The organism is Dyadobacter sp. HNCC25DJ183, assembly GCF_056895175.1.
The window spans coordinates 1-22,953 of record NZ_JBXHAP010000013.1; the positions used below are offsets into that span (position 1 = coordinate 1).

The following is a 22,953-nucleotide window of genomic DNA, read 5'->3' on the forward strand; positions in this document are numbered from 1 at the left end:
CCCCTTCGCCTTGCATGTATTAAGCCTGCCGCTAGCGTTCATCCTGAGCCAGGATCAAACTCTCCATTGTAAATATTGCTTGCTACTAATAGTAGCTTAATTCTATTCAAACGAGTTTTTCTTACTCCTTTGGTTTATCTCATCATGTCAAAGAACAGTGCCAATCACGCTTTCTTTACTTCTTTTCTCTTGCTCTGTTTGCGATTGGGATTGCAAAGGTAGCAAAAAAAAATTCGGTTGCAATACTCAGCTAGAAAAAAACTTCCATTTTTATGAAGTTCTTTATTAAAGAAAATTTTAACTGAGCTACATACAATTATCCGCGCTCCAAGAAGGGATATTTGTAATTTGTAGGCGAAATCAGGGTTTCTTTAATGGCCCTAGGTGAAACCCATCGAAGCAAGTTTAAAACTGAACCAGCTTTATCATTAGTCCCAGATCCGCGTGCACCCCCAAAAGGTTGTTGCCCTACAACTGCGCCTGTGGGCTTATCATTGATGTAAAAGTTTCCAGCCGAATTAACCAGCTTCTCCGTTGCATATTGTATAGCATACCGGTCTCTGGAAAACACTGCGCCGGTCAAAGCATACGGCGATGTCTGATCAATAACCTTGATGATTTCGTCAAAATTATTTTCATCATATATATATACCGTCAACACAGGGCCGAAAATCTCTTCGCACATCGTGATATAATCGGGTTTGAATGCACGAATGATCGTAGGGTGTACAAAATAGCCCTGAGATTTGTCAAACGTCCCTCCGGCAATAATTTCAGCATCATTACTTGTTTTCACTCCATCTATATAGGTAGCAATTTTATCAAATGATCTCTCATCAATCACAGCATTGATAAAGTTGCCAAAATCTTCGACACCGCCCATTTCGATCTCAGAAAGATCTTTAAGCATTAAAGCCTTAACATCGTCCCACAGATTAGCCGGAATATAAGCCCTTGATGCAGCTGAACATTTTTGTCCCTGATATTCAAACGCTCCCCTTATTAAAGCTGTGGCTAATGCTTGCGGATCAGCTGACTTGTGTGCAAGCACAAAATCCTTTCCGCCGGTTTCACCAACAATTCTCGGGAAGGATTTATACACGCCTATATTCTCTCCGATCGTCTTCCATATGTTCTGAAAAACCTTTGTACTTCCTGTAAAATGAATCCCGGAGAAATCAGGATGTTTGAAAATAATATCCCCGGCAATAGGTCCGTCGACCAGGATCATATTAATAACTCCGTCGGGAAGACCTGCTTCTTTGAAGACTTTCATGAGCACATTTGCAGAGTAAACCTGAGTAAATGCAGGCTTCCATAACACTACGTTTCCCATCAATGCAGGCGCAGCAGGTAAATTTCCGGCAATTGCAGTAAAATTAAAAGGGGTAATTGCAAACACAAATCCCTCCAAAGGACGATACTCCATGCGGTTCCAGACACCATCTGATGAAATGGGCTGCTCTTCATAGATATCACGCATGAAATTTACATTGAGTCGCAGGAAATCAATGATCTCACACGCTGAGTCAATCTCAGCCTGATAAGCATTTTTCGATTGTCCCAGCATCGTTGCTGCATTGATTTCTGCTCTGTATGGACCAGCTATTAAGTCGGCTGCCTTCAGGAAAATAGCGGCACGCTGCTCCCAGTTTAGCGAAGCCCATTCGTGCCGCGCTTCTAATGCTGTTTTTATCGCCTTACTAACGTCATCTGCATTCCCCTCATGAAAGTAACCCAGTAGATGCTGATGATCGTGAGGTGGTGCTATTTTCTTTTTGTTACCTGAAAAGATTTCCTCTGAACCAATGTATTGTGGAATATCGATCACTTTTGATCTTGCCTTTTCAAGCGCTTTCTTTAATAATGCTCTTTCCGGGCTTCCGGGAGCATAGTTCTTAACCGGCTCATTTTTAGCTGCCGGAACATTGAAAATACCTATCGACATATTATTTAGTCTGTAGATTGTTAAATGAAAATATATTGAAAGACTTATTTTAAAGAACTAAACGGAAGGTCTGGTACCAATAACATCAATGACTGTGCAATCGGTTTCCTGATATCAGAATCTCCAATCGCTTAGCGCAGGTATTTTAACTAAATTTGCTGTCCTTAACGAAGAACCAGATTTTACTAAAATGATATTTCACAGCACCAAAAATGCAGCCTTGAAAGCCTCTCTGGAAGAAGCAATTTTTAACAGCTTGCCACCAGATAACGGTCTTTACATGCCAGAGTATATTCCCAAAATATCAGAGGGTTTTCTGGCAGATATAGAAAATCGTTCGTTCAAGGAAATTGCTGTTGAAGTTGCGACTACCCTGTTTGAAGGCGAAATTACCAGAAGTGAGCTAGAAAACATTATAGAACACGCCTACGATTTCGAGGCTCCGATTGTCGGGATTGCACCTGAAGATTATGTTTTGGAGCTTTTCCATGGGCCGTCAATGGCTTTTAAAGACTTTGGTGCCAGATTTATGGCTGCGGTAATGTCGCACTTCCTTCTCAAATCAGACAGGGAAATAAAAATTCTGGTTGCTACATCAGGAGATACCGGAGGAGCTGTTGCACAGGGGTTCTATCAAGTACCTGGTATCAGTGTCACAATCTTGTATCCAAGTGGAAAAGTAAGTGAGATACAAGAAAAACAATTAACTACGCTCGGTCACAACGTTACTGCCATTGAGGTTAATGGTACTTTCGATGATTGCCAGAAACTGGTAAAAGAAGCTTTTCTGGATCCTGAACTTCGGCAACATTATAATCTTGCATCAGCTAACTCGATCAATATTGCACGATTGATTCCTCAATCATTTTATTTCTTCTCTGCTTTTGCCCAGTTGAAGAAGTTAGGCAAACCAATTGTCTTTTCTGTACCAAGCGGCAACTTCGGAAATTTGAGCGCGGGCGTCCTCGCTTTTAGAATGGGACTACCTGTTGAACATTTCGTGGCGTCTACTAACCTGAACAATGCAGTTCCCAGATATCTGACGTCAGGACTATACGACCCACACCCTTCCATTGAAACAATTTCAAATGCCATGGATGTCGGCAACCCCAGCAACTTTGTTAGGTTACAAAGATTTTTCGGTGACGACTGGAAATTGGTGACCGAAAAAATTTCGGGTACCTTCTTCACCGATGAAGAAACGCAGCAAGCCATGCGGGAGGTTTTTGAAAGTACAAATTATGTAATGTGTCCTCATACTGCAGTTGCCTACCTGGGATTGCAGAAATATCGTAAAGAGTCAGGTGCTGATTTTACAGGAGTTTTTCTTTCAACCGCTCATCCAGCCAAATTTATCGACCTGGTAGAACAAACTTTGGGAAAAAGCATTGAAATCCCGGCAAGACTCGAATCTTTGCTCCATATTGAAAAAGTAGCAGTACAAATGGAGCCAACCTTTGAAGACTTTAAAAACTTATTATTGAATGAGTTAGCATTGTAAGTCTGCTTTTTGTACCGCCTGAGATTTAAATGGACGGAAGCTGATCGGGTCTGACTCTGAAATATGCAAATGTAAAAGCGGTCAAAAGCATACACTTTTTACCGCTTTTACATTTGCTGCCAATATCTTAATTAATCACATCACCACGCAGGATCCGGAAACGTTTTCTCGATTCCGCCACGAAGATGCTACCCGGATACTTTTCCATCAGTTCCTGGTAAAGCTTCATCGATTGTTCTTTATCATTCAACTTTTCCTGATAAAGCTTTGCCATAGCAAACAATGCATCATCTCCATAAATGTCGTGACCGAACTTTGAGTATAACAGTTTGAGACTTTCGAGAGCTTGCTGGTTACTGTCAAGCTTAATGTAAGTTTTAGCAGTGAGCCAAACAATCTCATCTATCAAACTGTGACTTTGATACTGCTGATACAAACTCTTAAGAGAATCTATCGCTTCGTATTTTTTATTTTGAAACAATTGAAGCTCCACCGCCGAATAGCGTTTCATTGCAGTTTCGGTACTATCCAGGCCTGTGTTATCCATGATAAGGAGAGACAAATTATTGGCGTCATTTGCAATTTCTCTTGATGTTGCCTTCTTTAAAATGTCAAGTACTGCTTTCGCCAACTCAAATTCTCCTTTGAAATAATGGAGCTTAGCATTTCTCAGCTTTGCTTCATAACCGAGCAGATCATCCTTCTGCGATTTTTCAACTTGTGAATACACCAGTGTAGCCTCCCACGGTTCTCCCTGAAGTAAATAAATGTCACCCAGATCAAGCTTGCATTTGTCTACGAAATTCTTCTCCTGCTTCCCTGCCTCTATCGCGATCTGAAGTGTTTCGGTCGCTTTCTTAAAATCATCCATGTAGAATGCATAGAGGATTGCCATGTTTCTAAGGGCTTCTATTGTACGTACGTTAACGCCAAGCTCATCGACCAACTCCTGGTATTGACCGAGCAATTTCTGAACCTCTCCGCGCTTGATCGGATACGTATTTTTTACCTGCTCTTCCCTGGCGAAAATGGCCATTCGCCGTGACACAGGATAGAGCTGACCCTTCGGATATTCTTTTACCAAATGATCGAAAATGGTACCGGCATTCTGGTAATCCAGGTTCTGCAATGCGAGCATTCCAAGATTATAGAGCCTGGCCCCATTGTGCTTGAACCGTCTGTCCAAAGCTCTTTCCTGAATAAATGCTTTGTAAAAGTCCTTTTTCTGAATCTGGTACCAAATCAGCAATTCGTTGTAAAAACCTTCGTTAGGGAACTTCTGAATTTTATCATACAGTACTTTCTCTAATAAAGCCTGCTCCTTCTCATCCTTTGTGAAATCCTGAAGCATGTTCTGTACCACCTCCGTGTTCTGGTACCGCATCCCATAAGATAACAATTCATCTATCATCTTCTCGGGCTGATTAAGATCCCGGTAGACACTCGCCAGTTCCAACTGGAAAATGTCGTTTCGCTTGATGGATTCCCTCGCTTCCAGGAGGATATTCTTGGCCCATTCAGGCTGACTTATATTACGGAATTCCTCAGCCAAATCACGTTTGAGCTCGATTTTAGCACCTGATGATACCACGGCCTGCTCATTCTTTTTAGAAGCCTCCTGCGGCTTTCCCTGCGCTTCCAGCAGCATTCCCCAGTACAGGTAATACCAGCTTGCATTCCCGGCGTCGGCTTTGATCTGTTTCTTATAGAATTGTTCAGCAGCAGACCAGTCTTTTATTTTGATGATACAACTGGTGTAGTTCTTGAGAGAGGATTTCTCGAAGCTAGTCTTGAGAAGATTGTTGTAATAGGTTAATGCTTTCGCGCAATCTCCGTTTTTGAAGTACTCCTCGGCCATTTCCTTTTCGCTCTGGGCCCGCGCCGCTCCCGCCACGGCCGCAATAATCAAAACTATTATCAGCAACTCGCATACCTTTCTCATAATAGAAAAAAGACTTTTTGTTTTTAATTACTATTGTTCTCTAGCGCTGTGGATATGTAGATAAAACGTTTGTCCACTTAAGATCCACATAGTTATCCACAATTTGTTAATAACTTAAGGAATGAATGAGGATAACTTTTGGAAGAAGTCAACATCTAATAAGCTGAATGACAATGTAAACATTATTCGGGGAAGAAAAGAGTGTGGATAAGTGATTCTCGTAGCCTGTTTTGATTAATCCACATTCTCAACTGTGTATCAACAGGCTGTTAACTCAAGGTTAGCTTGTATTTTATCCACTGGAGGTAGAAGACCGGATATTTATCAACGCTTTTTCCGAGTTATTCACAGACTTATCCACAAAATCATACCCCTTACCAACAAAATTCGCGGCTTATTCACATAGTTATCCACACTCTAGGGATAACTTTTCATTAAATTTCATTTAGGAATGACAATGTTGATGTCATTGAGCTCGAAATTGGCCTTTAACATGACCTTATCAGGCAAATAGTAGATAGCTTCCGGTTGCCGGCCCTTGGCCATTTCGCCCGTATCCCATTTTTGATTTTTGTTTTTGTCTACAATGACACGCAGTAGGTACTTTCCCTGTGGTATATTCTGAAAATTGTAGGTTGTATTTTGAATGCGGCTGATCAGCTTGAATTGCTCATCTACGAGTTCTACGATATAGTTGCTCGCCGTGTCAGCGTTGACTACCTTGCCCCTGATTATTCCGAAATCCTCAGCGTTAAGAACAGGGTGCTTGATGAACATTCGGGCGAGTGTATCCCCCTCTACACTGATTACGGAACCTTTTGGTATATCCCATTTAATAGAGTCTTTGGCGAAGGATTTCGCATTAATGAGTACAATATTGTGATTTGCATTCCACTCCCATTTGAACGAGCTGAGCGGCTCATGAGACAGGCTGTCTGTAATCAATGTGATCTTTTTGTCGTCCAGGTATTGAACCGGCTTGTTTAATATCAGTTTGTAGGTGAATGTATTTTCAAGAGGTTTGTTCGATTCTGGTAGTGTTGTTAAAGAGAATGGATCTTTTTGACGCTCCTTCCCTCTTGGCTGCTGAAAGGCGATTTTTTGTTCAAATTCCGTAGTTGTGCCGAGCGAGTCCGTTGCGACAAGCTTTACTAATGTGGAGTCAGGGTGTGGTTGAACATTGAAAAATTTGAGCGAAGTACCTTGTTCAAGCAAATACGGAAGGGTATCCTTGTTCATAAAAGTCACGTCGACTTTCTCAACCGGTTTACTGAAAATGACTGCATAGTTGTTGACGCGCGGAGTGGTTCTCTGGATCTTCAAGGGTGTGTTATCCGACAAATACATGGAGATATTGTAGGAGATAGAATCTACGCCGGCAGTTACATTCTCGTTCAGGAAGCCAGTGCGTTCGTCTCTTGCATTGTACAGCATATTTCTGTTCTTATCATCAATTGCGACAAGCTTGAAAGTTTTGGTTTGAATATTTTCAATAGAGAATACGCCACTGCTATCGGTTCTGGAGAAATAATAAGGTTTTTGCTTCGCTATATCGAGCGTATCGCTGATGTTGTAAAGGCCCACCAGCGCGTCGAAAATGGGCTTGTTAGTCTGAATATCCTTAACCACCCCATATACCCTCCCGGAGTCGAGCGAGGAGCCTGTACTAAAGACAATTTTCAGGTTTTTTGACGGATTTTTTTCAGCAAAGTCCTTAATAGCGTCTCCAAAATTCAATGTGAATGTAGTACTGTCTTTAAAGTTGTTTTTGAATGTCAGCAGCACCGATGTTCCATTCAGTTTGTAGGAATAGGGATTATCTGCCTCCGGGGTAATTACCAGCTTTTGATTGATGTTATCTACAACCACATATTCATCAAAAAACAGCTCTACCTTTTTGCCTTTAAAGTTCAAGGTTTTGTTAACTGGGACGCTTTCTACCAGATTAGGCGGGATGGAATCTTTCTTTCCTCCCGTAGGCGAAACCTGCTGGGCGCAACGATCGAATAAAAACAAAAAAAGAAGGGCAAACAGAATGGTCCGGATCATAATCAGTAGTATTTAAAAAGCCCCGGTACATGGTTGGTACAGGGGCTGAAACAATGCGTTTAGATGTTATTTCTTTTTGATAATGTAAATAATGCTCGATGTATTAATTGCTCTTTGTGGCGACGTTCTTCCTTTCCAGTTAGATGTGAGGCCAGTGATTATACTATCTGCCAGATCGATTTTTTGCTTCTGGTATTTGGTACTGAGCATACTCACGTAAAACGAATCAAACCACATCGGGAGTGTCTCTTTTACTTCCATTCCGTGCTTCTCCATAAGCAGTTTCATGCTGCCTTTGGTGAAGTGGTACAAATGCCTCGGTACATCGTAAGCTGCCCATTGCTGCTTGTATTTTTGAGCATCGTAGGAGTCAGGATTTGGTACAGCAATGACAAGTACTCCCGTTTTGCTGAGGTGCTCAGTTAACCAATCGACAGTTTCATTCAGCTTGTGAACATGTTCCAGAACGTGCCACATCGTAATAGTATCATACGTTTGAGCACCTATTTCCGGTTGAAAAATGTCAGTGTAAACAGTAGCCCCAATTCGTTCTGCTGCCACTTTTCTTGCACCTGAGTCCGGCTCAGTTCCAAAGACCCGCCAGCCATTATCCTGAATAGACTTGGCAAAGCTGCCCGTTCCGCAACCAATATCCAGTAATGTACCTTTCTGCTGGGAGTGTTGGTTAATCAGCTTTATTTTCTGCTGAATAGTATAATCCCGTACGGATGTATACACCCGGCTCATCAGATCTTTGGAATCATCATGATGGGAAATATAGTCCTGCGACTCATAATACGAGCCTATCTCCTGCTCAGCTGGCCGTGGATTAGTGAATAGGAAATGGCAGGATCCGCATTCCTGAATCTGAAATTTTTCTTTCGAAACTGTGTAGTCCACGACGGTTAAATGTTCGTGGAAGTTGGTATTCTGGCAAACCGGGCAATTAATTATTGTTTCCAATTATCGACCTATATAAAGCATTAAAACGGATATATCTGATGGACTCACGCCGCTGATTCTGGAAGCCTGTCCTATTGTGGCAGGGCGCGTGCGTTTCAGCTTCTCACGCCCTTCAAAGGATAGCGAGGTAACCACGTCATAGTTGAAGTTCTCGATGATGCTCAGATTTTCCAACTTGTTCATCTTTTCAACCAGCAGCATTTCTTTCTCTATATAGCTGTCATATTTGAGATTTATCTCGGCTTGCTGAACGGATTCCAGGCTGAAATCCTTGATCAGATCTGCTATAATCGGACTGTGTTCTGCCAGTTTTTCAATGGAAATCTGCGGACGTTTCAGCAACTGAGCAACAGCCACTTTTTCTCTGAGTTGCGCAGTGCCGAGTGATTCAAGTGTATCGTTGATTTCTTCCGGGGTAACTTTATTGGACGAAAGCGTTGAAATGATAGCCGTAACTTCCTGTTGTTTTTTATGAACAGCATCCAATCTGTCCTGGCTAGCCAAACCAATTTCGTACCCCTTCTGAGTTAATCTGATATCAGCATTGTCCTGGCGGAGCAATGTGCGGTACTCAGCTCGGGAGGTAAACATCCGGTATGGTTCCTCAGTGCCTTTGTTGATCAGATCGTCGATGAGTACGCCAATGTAAGCTTCCGATCTTTTCAGTACAAAGGGTTCGAGTTCGTTTACATTTTGATGCGCATTGATACCTGCCATCAAACCCTGACAAGCTGCTTCTTCATAGCCCGTAGTTCCATTAATTTGCCCGGCAAAAAATAGATTCTTGATCAGGTGTGTTTCAAGGGTTGATTTTAGCTGTGTGGGCGGAAAGTAATCATACTCGATGGCATAGCCCGGGCGGAACATTTTTGCATTTTCAAAACCTGGAATTTTCCGTAATGCGGCGTATTGAACGTCCTCAGGTAACGAGGTCGAAAAACCATTTACATATACTTCCACAGTATCCCACCCTTCCGGTTCAACGAAGATCTGGTGACGGTCTTTATCTGCAAAACGGTTGATCTTGTCTTCGACAGACGGGCAATATCTTGGTCCAAGCCCCTTAATGCGGCCCGAAAACATAGGCGATTTTTCAAAGCCGGTTTTCAGAACATCATGTACTTCCTGGTTGGTGTAAGTAATCCAGCAGCTCCGTTGCTTAGCCAGTGGCTTTGTATCCGTGTAAGAGAACTTGGCTGGCTTCTCGTCACCAGGTTGCTCCTCCATTTTAGAGTAGTCGAGTGATCGGCCATCTACGCGTGGCGGCGTTCCGGTTTTCATTCGTCCTGCTTCAAATCCGAGTTGAACAAGCTGCTCAGTGAGCCCTGTAGCAGACTTCTCTCCGGTACGCCCGCCACCAAAGTTCTTCTCGCCAATATGGATCAGTCCATTCAGGAATGTACCATTGGTAAGAACAACAGACTTGGATTTGATCTCGATACCAAGACTGGTTTTTACACCTCTCGCTGCTCCATTTTCAATAATAAGCTCTTTGGCTGTATCCTGCCAGAAGTCAACATTGGGATTATTCTCGAGAATGTTCCTCCATTCGGTTGCAAAGAGTGCGCGATCGCTCTGGCAGCGCGGGCTCCACATAGCAGGACCTTTTGAAAGATTAAGCATCCGGAACTGAATCATTGTCTTGTCACTCACGATACCAGACTGTCCTCCTAATGCATCAATTTCACGGACGATCTGTCCTTTCGCAACGCCGCCCATTGCGGGGTTACAGGACATTTGCGCGATGGTATGCATGTTCATTGTAATCAGCAGTACCTTAGAGCCCATCGTAGCTGCAGCCGCAGCTGCCTCACATCCCGCGTGCCCCGCTCCTACTACTATCACGTCATATTCTTGAAACATAATTTGTATTCTTGTTAAACCACTTTAGTTAAAGTGTTCCACGTGGAAATTTAATTAGAAGCGTGTAAGATGTTGATTTTCCTTCTCCCTCATCAAAGCCTTCTCTTCATCATTGGAGTCGCCATAGCCCATTAAATGCAGCAATCCGTGCACAAGCACGCGCCTTAGTTCTGTCTCAAAATCCACCTGAAACGTTTCTGAATTTTCCCTCACTCTGTCGACGCTGACGTATATGTCACCATCCAGTTGCTTCTCTTCTTCACTGTTATCAAACGTAATAATGTCCGTATAATAATCGTGGTTGAGGTACTCTTTATTGATTTCCAGAAGGTAATCATCGGAGCAAAATATGTAATTCAATTCACCAACAATGTAACCCTCTGATTCTGAGGTTAATTTTAACCATTTCTTGGTTTTTAGAGGACGCGTGAGGTTAAATTCTACGTCTTCGGAGAAGAAATTCAGCATGCTTTTTTGGAAACTTTGTCAAACATAACTGGCTTACCGGTTACTTGCTTCGACGTAAAGATTTGATGATAAATATTTTACAAAAATAGCAAGGATATTCATAACAAAAGAACCAGCAAGCTACGGTTGTCATCAGCGTTTTCTTAAAACGTGTTAAAACCTCGCCTGCTGGTTCAACAAGAACCGCCTTTGATCAGTTCTTTGCCTGGTACTTGCGGAAGTAAGTATCCACCTCTCTCTTGTAGAATGGAGAGAATGTAGGCGGGATCGTGCGCAGCAGTTCCGTTTGCTTTTCCTTTTCGCGAATATATTTTTCGAATGCAGCAGGTGGCTGGCGTGGCTGCTGTTTTGCACTTTGCGCCTTGCGCTGTTCATCCTCGTCCTGCTCCTTCATTGCTTTTTCAGATTCAAGCAGGCGTGTTGTAATTTCCTGGTTACGCTTGATCAGCTCTGGTGTAATGCGTTTGTTCACGAGGTCTGTCTCGGTCTCATCCATTTTGTCCGCAATCTCCTGCAGCTCCTTGCCCATCTGCTTTCCAACTTCCGAGCCTTTCTGAGATTCCATCAGATCCTGGATCATCTTACGGATAGCGGCTTGCTCAGCCGCCATTCTCGCCAGCTTTTCAGAGCTGTTACCCTGCCCCTCTTTGCCCTCACCAAGTTGCTTGATCTGCCCATTCAGTTTTTCCTGCATTTCTCCCATACCCGGAGAGTTGCCCTTTTGCTTGCCTTTTTTTCCCTTTCCTGCTCCTGGCATCGCCATTGCCATTTGTTGCTGCATCTGGTTAAAAACGTCGCTTAACATCAATGCCAGGTTATTCATTGAAGTCATCGCAGATTGTTGTTTCGATGTTGCGGAATTGATCTGCCTGTCTTTAATGCTTTTCACACTTTCATCCATGTAGGATTTCATATCGTTGAGCTCCCGGGTGATAAATGCCTGGATCTGCTCGGCGCGACCTGCCAGGGAATAGAGACTGTCTTCTACTATTTTGGCGTCGTCCTTCAATTTCAGTTGCTGCTGGCCAAGCTTGACAAACCGCGGATCTTGCAGGCTTACACCTTTGAAATCTTTCATCAATGCTTCCTGATCGAAAGAAAGTGTAATCAGGTTCTCAAGAATGTCACGCAAATCATCCATGTTTTCCTGCATCTGTTCCATTTCCGCAGCTTCCATGGATTCTTCCATGGACTGCGACATTTTCTTCATTGATTCTGCGGCCTTTTTCTGGGCCATGGACGCTTTTTTATTCTGTTGCCTTGCTAGTTGCGCCTTAGCTTCTTCCATCTGCTCAGCAGCACCTTTTTGCTCTTCCTTCTGGGTATCAACAGGTTTTTCAAGTTCCTCCCCCATTTTTTCGATTTCCTTCGCATTATCCTGCGCCTTTTGAAAATCCTCCTGGATTTTTTCCTGCTCTTTTTTTAGTTCTTCATTCTTACCAGCTTTATCTTCCTGGTTTTTGTTTTTGTCATTTAGCTCTGTCTTTTCAGCAAGCATATCTTCTTTCTCCGCAAGATCATTGAGCTTGTCCACCAGATTTTCCATTTTCTGTTCAAGCTGCATTTGCTTGAAAAGCTTCATGGTCCGTTCCAACTCCTTTTCAAGGTTGTTCTCCTTGTTCTTGAGCTTTTCCATAAGGCTGGACATCCGCTCACTTTGTTTTTGTTCCAAAAGCTTTTTCAGATCCTTATAGAGCTTGTCGGTATTCTCATCCATCAAAGCATTCATCAGCTTTTGAAGCTGCTCGATCTTGTTTTGCAGCTCCGGACTTTGTTGGTTAAACTGCCGGGACTTCTCATTCGAATTCTGATGTTTTTCCTGCAAAGCCTGCAATTCTTTCATCAGCTCCTCCCGCTTGCGCAGTACCTCTTCAATTTGCTTCTGCTCCTTGAAATCAAGCTCTTTGTTGCTTTTAAGCCGGTTATCCAGGTTTTCGATATCTTTTTGAAGATTCTGCGCCTTTTTCATCGCAGACTGGATCTGGTTCTCAGTTTCCTGTTCAGACTTTTTGATCTCAGCTTCGAGCTGATCCTTGGAAGGAACTGTAAACTGAATGGAGCGCGAGCGAGCACTTTTGGCGCCATTGATGCCGTCGTTATCCCAAACCTGTGCGTAGTATTCGATCTTGTCGCCAGGCGCGAGTTTCAGGCTGTCTACATACCACTGGAAGAAAAAGCTCTGTGTATTGACTGTTTTGTTAAATGGGATGGGAATTCCTTTGGGTTGAGAAGCTTCCTTCTGCCCCGACCGGTTCACAGTGTAGAACATTTTGAGCTGAGAAAACCCGTAATCGTCGCTGATCGAGCCGCCTAGCACAAGGTAATTATATAGCGTGGTATCCTGGAAATTTTCGAGTGTTAAAACCGGGTGTTTATCAGGAATAACATTGATGAAATAGCCAATCTTGTCTGCGTTCGTTGTCTCATCATTTTTCAAACTTACCTGATACTGCGCGGATCTTCTGACTGACTTGCGGATATGGAAATGTTCACCGCTACTTTCTTTCGCCTGGTACAAAGCAGAATCATTTTCGAATTTGATCGCAAGTGAATTGGTGGACGCGGTATTGAAGTCCCATTCAATGGTAGTACCCTCTGGAACTGATAAATTGCCGACGTTACTCAGTCCCTCCGAAGGTTTATTCAGGTAAGCCGGATAATGCAGGTTTACATCAAAGGACAGCAGCGAAGGCCGCTCATTTACATCAATGCGGTACTCGTCAGAAGCAAAGCCCGCAGCGTCGAAAGAGAAAGTTACATCACGCTGCAGATTTTTGAAGGTATAAGCAAAAGAGCGGTTCCCCTCTGAAGTAAGTTTAAAGCGGGAGCCGTTTTGTACCAGGTACACAGCAGCCGGCAGCGCCTCACCTTCCAGTTTTAGTTTTAATGTAAAGTCTTCGTTCCGGAATGCTTTCAGATTTTTGTTTTGAAGAACAAATGAGAATGGAGCGTAAGTATAGTTTTTCTGAAAATGGATAATCCGGTCAGAGCTTGAAGAGAAAAAAGCAGGGTTAAACAACAAAATTACTGCAATTGCAGCCAGCGGATATATCGCATATTTAATGCGTTTCCTGTTCTCATTGAAGCGTATCGCATCGGAAAAGCGGACTATGAGGAGTTGATTGGATTTCTGTTTGATACTGGCTTCAATCAGGTCTGACTGGCTGCCCGACAAGCTTCTCAATTGCAAGGTATTCACCAGTTTGTCGCCGATCTCCGGAAAATACTGCCCGATTTGCAATGCAGCAGCCTCATCAGAAATCGGCTTTTTTAGGCCTGACAAATGAATCAAGGGCTGGACAACCCATTGAAATACCGAAAATACAAGCACAGCCAGAAAGCCGAAGAAAAGCATTCCGCGCACAACCGAGCTGAACCGCCCAAAGTATTCGATGGTATTGAAAAACAAAAAGACAGTCAGCAAAAGGCCCAGCGAGAAGATGATGCCTTTCAGTAACTGATTTTGATAATATTTTTGACGGTATTCCTGAATGCGCAGCAACAGGCCTTCCATTGCCGGAGTGAAAGGTGCCATATCTATCCTCGTTATAACTGTGGACTTATAACGTATGCAGGAAGCAAAAATTACCAGCTTCCTGCATATGCTATAAACGAAGAAATATAGTGAATTACCGTGATATTATAATGTAATTAATAACCCGGCTGAGGCGTAATTGATCCAGTTGAAATTGTAAACATCATCGACATCAGCACCACCTTCCACAACCCGGTAGCCCAGCTTCACGCCCAGTTTGTTGTTGAGCTGGTAAGCAACGCCTGCAAATATGTCCTCTGCGCGACCCTGTTTTGAAGCAAGCGCATCACCTTCCAGGATGACAGACCACCGGTAAGACGGCTTCAATGCGACGTAGAAATTGATCAGCGGAACAAACCCCAGGTTATCGAAGTGCGCGTCTGAGGATTCATTTTGAAAGCGTACATCTGCGTCTCTGATTTTGGCCGTAAGTCCCACTCCTACCTGCGCGCGAGCCCGTGAAATAAGATCGTATCGATAAGTAAGGCGGTAAGAATTAAATTTGTAATGCACCTTAACAGGCTGGCCAGCCAGGAAAGTCGTGTTGTTGAAATTGATATTCCTGTTGAAATTGCCCTGGTAAGTAACTGTCAGTGGCGCGTACAGAAGCGAAATGTTGTGTCTTTTTGCGATGGTATAACCCGCCCTGATCCGATAAAAAACCTTTGGATCTATACTCAGATCTTCCGGCAGGTTCACGATAGTACCGCCGACATTCGGTATCCTGACTTTATTGTAATTTGTACCCAGTACCAATCCGCCTTCCAGATCCAATTTGACCTGCGCATACAACTGGATGGAACAGAGAAACAGTAGAGAGCTAAGAAGAAATTTCATTTTCATTTGCACCAGTTTTTTAGATAAAAAAACAAACAACCCGTCGGGGTTGTTTGTAAAAAAGTGATGCCTGAAGAAAATTCAAATTGACCGTCGGCTAAATCTCAACAGCCTCCGGCGCATTCTTAACTGATCTTACAAAAGACTTGATATCCTGTTCCAGATCGGTAGAATTCTGCAAAACACGGATAAATGCACTCCCGATAATAGCGCCGGCCGCCTGGCTAGAAGCCTTCCGGAAAGTAGCATTATCCTGGATACCAAAGCCGATTAACCTTGGATTGCGCAGGTTCATCGCATTTAGCCTGCTGAAATAGGATTCCATATCTGCGCTAACGCCCGATTTTGAGCCTGTCACGCTCGCAGAAGAGACGGTGTAGATGAAACCCTCACTGATCTCATCTATTTGCCTTATACGCGATTCTGAGGTCTGCGGCGTAATCAAAAAGATATTTAACAAACCGTAAGAATCAAAAATGGACTTGTATTCATTCAGGTACACGTCCATCGGCATATCGGGTAAAATCAACCCGTCTACGCCCACCTCGGCACAAGAGCGGCAAAAATCTTCCACTCCATACTGCAAAACAGGATTGACGTATCCCATTAAAAGCACAGGCACGGTGATCTTCTCGCGCATGTTTTTAAGCTGTTCAAAAAGTACCTTCACAGACATACCGTTTTCCAGTGCCCGGTCATTGCTTTTTTGAATCGTCTCGCCGTCGGCGACGGGATCGGAATAAGGCATTCCTATTTCAACCAAATCGGCACTCCCGTCCTGCAAAGCCTGCAAAACACGCATAGTATCGTTCAGTTCAGGGAAGCCTGCTGTAAAATATACATTCAACAGTCCCTCACCGTTTGGCTGTCCCTGCTGAAAAAGTGCTGTAATCCGGTTCATTCTTTTACCCAGTAATCTACTACCAATACTTTGTCCAGGTGCGGGCCCAAGACTTTACCAAAAGCTTTGTGATCAGGATGAGGAAGATATACTTCACGACCTGCCTCACTGTCAAATGTGACAAAAAACACGTGCGTAAAACCTTGTGACAAACCTTCGGGACTGTTATTGGTACCCCACTCTAATCCTTTAATCTCTTTTATTTTAGAAGGAAGCGCCCTGAATGCATCTTCAACTTCTTTTACCTGGGCAGGAGTTGCTGAATCTTTAAATTTGAAGAGAACAACGTGACGTAGCATTTTCTTGGAAGTTGTGGTTTGTGCGGAAACGAATGTAGCAGATCCGATCAGGAACATGCATGCAAATAAAACCTGCTTGAAATTCATTGTTTTGAGTTTAGATAGTAAAAAATGGGAATGCATTTGGCTACGCAGAGCAGTTGAGGCACTCACCTTCGTCACTGAATTTCAGACGGTCAAATTCTCCCAACTTTTCTTTCAGTTCGAGTACTTCGTCTTCAAAATCACATCTTTCAAACAAAGACAACTCTCCGGAATTAATTTTTTCTTCTAACTCCTTAATTTTCAATCTTAAATCAAAAACTTCCGGTAGCGTTAATGTAGCCATAGACGTTATATTTAGGTGAGATCAATCGATGTATTTCATATAAGTAGCCATATCCTTATCTCCCCTTCCGGAAAGATTAAGTACTACGGTTTCATTCTTTGTTGCGCCCAGCCTTCCCAGAATAGCCAGCGCGTGCGATGATTCCAGGGCAGGAATAATGCCTTCCAGGCGCGTTAGTTCAAATGCAGCCTGCACAGCCTCCTCGTCGGTAGCGGACAAGAATGTCCCTCTGCCGCTGTCATAGAGATATGCGTGTTGCGGTCCGATGCCCGGATAATCAAGGCCGGCCGAGATGGAAAATGGTTCCACTACCTGACCGTCTTCTGTTTGCATTAAAATGGTTCTGCTACCATGCAGCACACCCGGCTTACCCAGCGCAGTTGTAGCTGCGGAGTGCCCGGAAGAAATGCCCAGTCCTGCGGCTTCTACTGCCACAAGCCTCACATTTTCATCGTCAAGGAAATGATAGAATGCGCCCGCTGCATTGCTGCCGCCACCTACGCAGGCAACCACGTAGTCGGGAGTTTCTTTGCCGATATGGGCTTTGAGCTGCCATTTAATTTCTTCTGAAATGATAGACTGAAAACGTGCTACCATGTCCGGGTAAGGATGAGGACCAACTACTGAACCGATGATATAATGTGTATCAACGGGATTATTGATCCAGTGGCGCATTGCTTCATTGGTAGCGTCTTTCAGGGTTCTGGAACCACAGGTAGCTGGTCTTACCTCAGCCCCCAGCATTTTCATGCGTGCCACATTAGGTGCCTGGCGCTCGATATCGAGCTCGCCCATATACACAATACATTCCAGGTCCATTAAGGCGCAAACAGTGGCAGTAGCCACACCATGCTGGCCAGCGCCTGTTTCAGCGACGATGCGCTTTTTTCCAAGTCGCTGCGCCATTAATATCTGGCCAATGGTATTGTTAACCTTATGTGCGCCGGTATGGCATAGGTCTTCCCTTTTCAGGAATATATTGGTCTGGTACTTTTCAGAAAGACGATTAGCCCTGTACAGCGGTGTCGGCCGGCCTACATAGTCGCGTAGTAAATCGCTGTATGCTTTTTGGAAGGAAGGATCATCAATTATCTGTAAATAATTTTCCCGCAATTCCTGTACGTTCGGGTATAGCATCTCAGGAATGAATGCACCTCCGAACCTCCCGTAATAACCATTTTTATCTACCTGATAAGATGTCTTTTCTGCTATATCTTCCATAAGAATTTAGGCTTCTGCTTCCTCTTTTTCTTTGATCCGGATCAGATCAAACAATTCCTGCAATTTGGAAATGTCTTTGATGCCCGGCTCTGTTTCAAACTTGCTGTTTACGTCGATGCCGTAAATAGGCAGTGTTTTTGACAATTCAATGATCTCTTCTATGTTATCCAGCCCGATACCTCCGCTTAGGAAGAATGGCTTTTCGTTGTCGTATTTTTTTAGCAGGTTCCAGTCAAACGATGTACCGTTCCCGCCCGGGTTGGCACCGGCAGTATCAAACAGGAAAAGATCGCAGAATGATTTGTAATTATTGAGCATTGCGAAGTTGAACTGCGCATTGATCGAGAAAGCTTTGATCACACTCACGCCCTTTTGACGAATGCTGCGGCAAATGTCGGGCATTTCATTTCCATGAAGCTGCGCGTACTGCAAATCGTACTTTTTGACCATATTCAGAATGTGGCCGGGGCTTGCATTCACGAATACGCCTACTTTTTTAATGCTTTGAGGAATGCTCCTGATATATTCTTCACTAATTTCTTCACCAACAAAGCGGGGGGATTTTTCGTAAAAGATGAATCCGATAAAGTTAGGTTTAAGGGCGACCACCTCTTCAATGTTACTTTGCTGGCGTAATCCGCAAACTTTAATTTTCATAGAAACAGGGGATTTAAATTGCTATGTTGAGTTATATCCTTTTGTAAATCAGCTAGTGCGGCGCCAGGATTTACTGTTTTCATAAATGTTTCACCGATCAGGAAACCTTTATATCCGTTCTGGTATAATCTGGTAATTGTTTCTGCATCCTTCAAACCGCTCTCTGAAATCTTGACAAAAGAATCGGGGATCATGCTACTTAATGCAACCGACGTTTCAATAGCTGTTTCGAAAGTCTTCAAATTACGGTTGTTCACTCCCACAATATCAACGCTATCGTTAAGGGTCTCCAGCAGCTCTTCTTCATTATGGACCTCCAACAACACGTCAAGCCCAAGTTCATGCGCTCTGTGGCTTAAAAACGCGACTTCCTGAGGCGTCAGACAAGCCGCAATCAACAGAATTACATCAGCACCCATTGCTTTCGCCTCAAAAAGCTGGTACTCATCTACGATAAAATCCTTGCGCAGCATAGGAATGGATGGATTAGCTTCGCGTGCTTTAAGGAAATCGTTGAAAGATCCGCCGAAAAAATCGACGTCGGTCAACACAGAAAGTGCCACAGCGCCTGCATTGACGTAGTCACGTGTAACAACCTCTGGACTTACCTGATCATTTATAATGCCTTTGGAAGGAGATTTCCGTTTGAATTCAGATATGATTTGCGGATTTGTTGCCGCTCTTAAAGCTTTTGCCAGCGAATGGGTGGATTTAGAGAAATAAATCTCCTTTTCAAGATCAGAGAAGGACTTCTCTTTCTTTGATTCGAGTACTTCGATCTTTTTACGGGCAATTATTTTCTCTAATATATTCATCTAAGGGCCTGATAACTCTTATTTTATGCCTGAGACCGGTTGTTGCTAAGCTTCAACCAGCTTTTTAAAACTATATAACGCCTTTTTACTCTCCAAAGATTCACGGGCAGCAGCCACGGCATCGGTCAGCGCCAGATTTGGGTTAGCGCAATGCAAGGCTAATGCCGCATTTGCGATCACCGCCTGCTTCTGGGAAGGCGTCGCGTTATCATTCAAAACATTCATGAAAATCTCAGCAGATTCCTTGACAGTCTGACCACCGGACAAATCCTGTGCGCGCAAGGTTTGTAGCCCTAAATCAGAGGGGGAAAAGATCTGCTCATATTGAGCAGTGATGACTTTAAAAGGGCCTGTTAATGACACTTCGTCGTATCCGTCTAACGCGTGAAGAACTAAAAATTTCTTATCCGTTTGTTGGTAAAGATAAGCAAAAAGACGCGCTAATTCAAGACTAAACACCCCTACAAGCTGCTTTTTGGGAGATACCGGATTGACCATCGGACCCAGCATATTGAAGAAAGTTTTGATCCCAAGTTCGCGGCGGACAGGCGCTACATTTTTCATTGCAGGATGAAAAAGAGGTGCGTGCAAGAAGCAAACACCAGCTTCTGATATCTTTTTTTCCAGGTATCCTTTGTCATTCGTGAATGTGGCGCCCAGATATTCAAGCACTGTTGAGGAGCCGCAAAGCGAAGACACTCCATGATTACCGTGTTTGGCAACCTTCTGTCCGGTACCGGCGACAACAAAGCACGACAGGGTTGATATATTGAATGTATCCTTTCCATCACCGCCGGTCCCGCAAACGTCGATCGGATCGTAAGCAGAGAGATCAAGAGAGAGGCAGAGTTCAAGCATTGCGTCCCTGAAACCTTCCAGTTCTTCCACCGTAATACTGCGCATCGCATAGATGGTCAGGAATGATGCGATTTCAGAGTTTGAATATTTGCCGGTACTAATTCCCAGCAACACGTCTTTTGCCTGCTCCTTGCTAAGCATTTTGTACTCAAACAAGTGACTAAGAATATTTTTCATGCTTACTATACTACTTATTGATTATTGAACTACGAGGGTTTTTTAAATTTTCAACCAGTTTTCAAGCATTTCTTTACCGTGCTCTGTTAGTATCGACTCCGGATGGAACTGCACGCCCTTAACGTCATATTTCTTGTGTGAAAGTCCCATTACCCTTCCTTTCTCGTCAACTGCGGTAATGGTCAGATCTTCGGTAAAAGATTCCGGGATAACAGTCCAGGAATGGTATCTCCCGACTTTGATTTCGGCTGGAAGGCCCTTAAAGATTCGTTCACTGCTGTCTGTAACGATGGCTGTGTCACTGATTCCATGCAGTACATCTGTCATGTTCTCGAGTGTAGCGCCATAAACCTCCCCAATTCCCTGGTGGCCCAGGCAGACGCCCAGTATGCTCTTAGTGGGGCCAAACTCACGAATAAGCTCGTGCATTATACCTGCTTCGGAAGGTATTCCAGGCCCTGGCGAAAGTAGAATTTTGTCATATTCGGATACTTCATCGAGGCTGATCTTATCATTTCGAAAAATATCTACTTGGTCGTGCAGTTCACGCAGGATATAGACCAGGTTGTATGTGAATGAATCGTAATTATCGAGAACCAGAATTTTCATTTTATGATCGCTTCAAATGGATTGTATATTACTTGGTAGTCCAGAAACACAGATGCAGGACTTTCTCCGATTCTAAATTTCCTGTGCAACCTTAATAGCCTGGCGAAGAGCAGCAAGTTTGTTATTGATTTCCTGCAATTCACTTTCTACGTCTGACTTGGCCACAACACCCATTCCTGCTCTGAAAAACAATGTATTATCCTTACTCAGGAATGTTCTGATGGCAATTGCGTGGTTGAAGTCGCCATTAAAATCCATAAAACCGATAGCTCCGCCGTAAATGCTGCGGTTACTGGTCTCCATTTGATCAATGAGCTTCATTGCATTATGCTTTGGAGCTCCGGATAATGTTCCTGCCGGGAAAGTATCTGCGACTAATTGTAGCGGATTAACATCTTTCTTCATCTTGCCCACTACTTTGGATACCAAATGGATCACGTGAGAGTAGTATTGAACCTCCTTGTAATTGGTAACCTTTACTTCGTCACAACTTCTGCTAAGGTCATTTCTCGCAAGATCGACAAGCATTACATGCTCTGCTGTTTCCTTCGGATCGTTTAAAAGTTGCTGTGCTGCTTCTGCATCAGCCAGGTCATCTCCCGTTCTCTTGAAAGTGCCGGCAATAGGATGGATTTCAGCCTGGCCTTTTTTGATAAAAATCTGTTTTTCGGGCGAAGAGCCAAAAATCTTATAGCTCCCGTAGTCGAAATAGAAGAGATAAGGGGAAGGATTAATTGATCTCAGAGCGCGGTAAACATTGAATTCATCACCCTGGAATGCGTGGCTGAACCTCCTTGAAGGTACGATCTGGAATACATCGCCGCGAAGGCAGTGATCGATCCCTTTCTGGATTACAGCGCGCATCTCGTCATCTGTAACATTGGAAGTTTCATCAGAGACAGCTGAAAATCCGTATTTAGGAAAATTTCTGTTTTTGATGAGAATTTCAATTTGCTCGAAACCGTTGTCATCCACTTCACTTCCATACTGATGCTCAAATATATATAGCTCGTTTTTGAAGTGATTGATGGCAATAACGTATCTGTAAACCTGGTAAAAGATTTGATCGATAGCAGTCTCAGGGCTTGCTGGTTGTATCTCTATATCCTCAAAGTACGTTACTGCATCGTAGGTCATGTGACCAAACAATCCATTAGTTATAAAGGGGAATATTGATTTTTCCGATTGAAAACTTTGGGCAAAGGCATAAAGAGCCTGTACAGCGTCTTTTTGGTTGGGAAGTTGGTAATCAGTAACCTCTCCATCGGGGAATTGCTGAGTTACAATGCCTGAGTTTAGTTTGAAAGAAGCTACCGGATCACAGCAGATATAAGTAAATGAGTTTTCGTTCCCGTGGTAATCTGAACTTTCGAGCAGGATAGTATTCACAAAACGATCCCGCAGTTTGAGATAAATAGATACGGGGGTAAGTGTATCAGCTAGTAATTTCTTAAATCTGGTGGTAATAAGGTATTTCTTTTCTTCAGTATTCATGGGTGATCATTTCAAAAAGTGCATAAAAAAAACGGCTCGCTGTCAGATGAACAGCGAGCCGTTTGAAAGTATATCTTATACCATACAATAGCCTACTCGTCCATCTTGTTAAGACGTGCACGCCACCACCATATAGTATTTACTGTTTTCATCTTTGGAGTCTTTGTATTCAGTTAGGCAAATATAAATAAAAACAAGATCTATCAAAAATTTTGAAAAAATATCGGTTAGTGACTATACATATTCGAATGGACTGGATCTTACTGCAGCCTGATTGCCTATGGATTAATCTAATTTCTTGCTTTTTGCAGTAGTATTTAAGAACTGTCGGGAAAAATACAGTTACATGTTCGGGGGCAGCCTGCTAAGCACAAAAAAAGCCCCACATTTCTGCGGGGCTTTTAATTGTGTTGGTATTGTGGCGACCAGGCTACGCGCCCCGCTTACTTTACCAGGTTTGATCCAAGTATCATCGGCGGTTCTGGGCT

At 43.4% G+C, this 22,953-nt stretch carries 18 protein-coding genes and 1 rRNA gene; 1 reads left to right on the forward strand and 18 read right to left on the reverse strand.

Annotated elements, in window-relative coordinates:
- Together AC1XTG_RS25420 and pruA are read right to left on the reverse strand one after the other, a co-directional pair.
- Positions 1-70: ribosomal RNA gene (locus tag AC1XTG_RS25420) — 16S ribosomal RNA — on the reverse strand; the annotation flags it as partial.
- A 246-nt stretch (positions 71-316) separates the two neighbouring features.
- Complete coding sequence (gene pruA / locus AC1XTG_RS25425; RefSeq protein WP_484843873.1) at positions 317-1,948, reverse strand: L-glutamate gamma-semialdehyde dehydrogenase; 1,632 nt, start codon at positions 1,946-1,948, stop codon at positions 317-319.
- 190 nt (positions 1,949-2,138) lie between these two features.
- On the opposite strand from pruA, the gene thrC reads away from it, so the two are divergent.
- A complete protein-coding gene (gene thrC / locus AC1XTG_RS25430; RefSeq protein ID WP_484843874.1) occupies positions 2,139-3,449 on the forward strand; it encodes a threonine synthase in 1,311 nt (436 codons plus the stop codon).
- A 127-nt stretch (positions 3,450-3,576) separates the two neighbouring features.
- Here the strand turns inward: thrC and AC1XTG_RS25435 are convergent, their stop codons facing one another.
- The 16 genes from AC1XTG_RS25435 to AC1XTG_RS25510 form a co-directional block, all read right to left on the reverse strand.
- Complete coding sequence (locus tag AC1XTG_RS25435) at positions 3,577-5,391, reverse strand: tetratricopeptide repeat protein (RefSeq protein WP_484843875.1); 1,815 nt, start codon at positions 5,389-5,391, stop codon at positions 3,577-3,579.
- Positions 5,392-5,832: 441 nt separating this feature from the next.
- Complete coding sequence (locus tag AC1XTG_RS25440; RefSeq protein ID WP_484843876.1) at positions 5,833-7,440, reverse strand: Ig-like domain-containing domain; 1,608 nt, start codon at positions 7,438-7,440, stop codon at positions 5,833-5,835.
- Between the two features lie 66 nt (positions 7,441-7,506).
- Positions 7,507-8,403, reverse strand: a complete 897-nt coding sequence (locus tag AC1XTG_RS25445) for a class I SAM-dependent methyltransferase (RefSeq protein WP_056292385.1) — start codon at positions 8,401-8,403, stop codon at positions 7,507-7,509.
- Positions 8,404-10,266 (reverse strand): tRNA uridine-5-carboxymethylaminomethyl(34) synthesis enzyme MnmG, encoded by a 1,863-nt coding sequence (gene mnmG / locus AC1XTG_RS25450; protein WP_056292382.1) that lies wholly within the window; start codon positions 10,264-10,266, stop codon positions 8,404-8,406. It lies immediately after the preceding gene.
- A 54-nt stretch (positions 10,267-10,320) separates the two neighbouring features.
- On the reverse strand, positions 10,321-10,734 hold the full coding sequence (ybeY, locus tag AC1XTG_RS25455; RefSeq protein ID WP_484843877.1) for an rRNA maturation RNase YbeY: 414 nt from the start codon (positions 10,732-10,734) through the stop codon (positions 10,321-10,323).
- A 193-nt stretch (positions 10,735-10,927) separates the two neighbouring features.
- Positions 10,928-14,248: a DUF4175 family protein gene (locus AC1XTG_RS25460; RefSeq protein ID WP_484843884.1), complete on the reverse strand. Its 3,321-nt coding sequence runs from the start codon at positions 14,246-14,248 to the stop codon at positions 10,928-10,930.
- Between the two features lie 126 nt (positions 14,249-14,374).
- Positions 14,375-15,106, reverse strand: coding sequence for a porin family protein (locus AC1XTG_RS25465; RefSeq protein ID WP_484843878.1), 732 nt, complete (start codon positions 15,104-15,106; stop codon positions 14,375-14,377).
- Positions 15,107-15,203: 97 nt separating this feature from the next.
- Complete coding sequence (trpA, locus tag AC1XTG_RS25470) at positions 15,204-16,007, reverse strand: tryptophan synthase subunit alpha (protein ID WP_484843879.1); 804 nt, start codon at positions 16,005-16,007, stop codon at positions 15,204-15,206.
- The gene (locus tag AC1XTG_RS25475) at positions 16,004-16,363 is read right to left on the reverse strand and encodes a Dabb family protein (protein WP_056292396.1); all 360 of its coding nucleotides are present in this window, start codon (positions 16,361-16,363) and stop codon (positions 16,004-16,006) included. The genes trpA and AC1XTG_RS25475 overlap by 4 nt, the downstream gene beginning before the upstream one ends.
- A gap of 70 nt (positions 16,364-16,433) precedes the next feature.
- A complete protein-coding gene (locus AC1XTG_RS25480; protein ID WP_056292372.1) occupies positions 16,434-16,634 on the reverse strand; it encodes a hypothetical protein in 201 nt (66 codons plus the stop codon).
- A 21-nt stretch (positions 16,635-16,655) separates the two neighbouring features.
- A complete protein-coding gene (gene trpB / locus AC1XTG_RS25485) occupies positions 16,656-17,855 on the reverse strand; it encodes a tryptophan synthase subunit beta (protein WP_484843880.1) in 1,200 nt (399 codons plus the stop codon).
- A gap of 6 nt (positions 17,856-17,861) precedes the next feature.
- Positions 17,862-18,512 carry a phosphoribosylanthranilate isomerase gene (locus AC1XTG_RS25490; RefSeq protein WP_056292367.1) on the reverse strand — a complete coding sequence of 217 codons (651 nt, stop codon included), beginning with the start codon at positions 18,510-18,512 and terminating at the stop codon, positions 17,862-17,864.
- The gene (gene trpC, locus AC1XTG_RS25495; RefSeq protein ID WP_056292366.1) at positions 18,509-19,327 is read right to left on the reverse strand and encodes an indole-3-glycerol phosphate synthase TrpC; all 819 of its coding nucleotides are present in this window, start codon (positions 19,325-19,327) and stop codon (positions 18,509-18,511) included. Before trpC ends, AC1XTG_RS25490 begins: the two co-directional genes overlap by 4 nt.
- A 45-nt stretch (positions 19,328-19,372) precedes the next feature.
- Entirely contained in the window at positions 19,373-20,362 is a 990-nt protein-coding gene (trpD, locus tag AC1XTG_RS25500; protein ID WP_484843881.1) for an anthranilate phosphoribosyltransferase, read from the reverse strand.
- A gap of 42 nt (positions 20,363-20,404) precedes the next feature.
- Positions 20,405-20,971 (reverse strand): anthranilate synthase component II, encoded by a 567-nt coding sequence (locus tag AC1XTG_RS25505; protein WP_484843882.1) that lies wholly within the window; start codon positions 20,969-20,971, stop codon positions 20,405-20,407.
- Positions 20,972-21,043: 72 nt separating this feature from the next.
- Positions 21,044-22,465 (reverse strand): anthranilate synthase component I family protein, encoded by a 1,422-nt coding sequence (locus AC1XTG_RS25510; RefSeq protein WP_484843883.1) that lies wholly within the window; start codon positions 22,463-22,465, stop codon positions 21,044-21,046.
- Positions 22,466-22,953 lie beyond the last annotated feature (488 nt).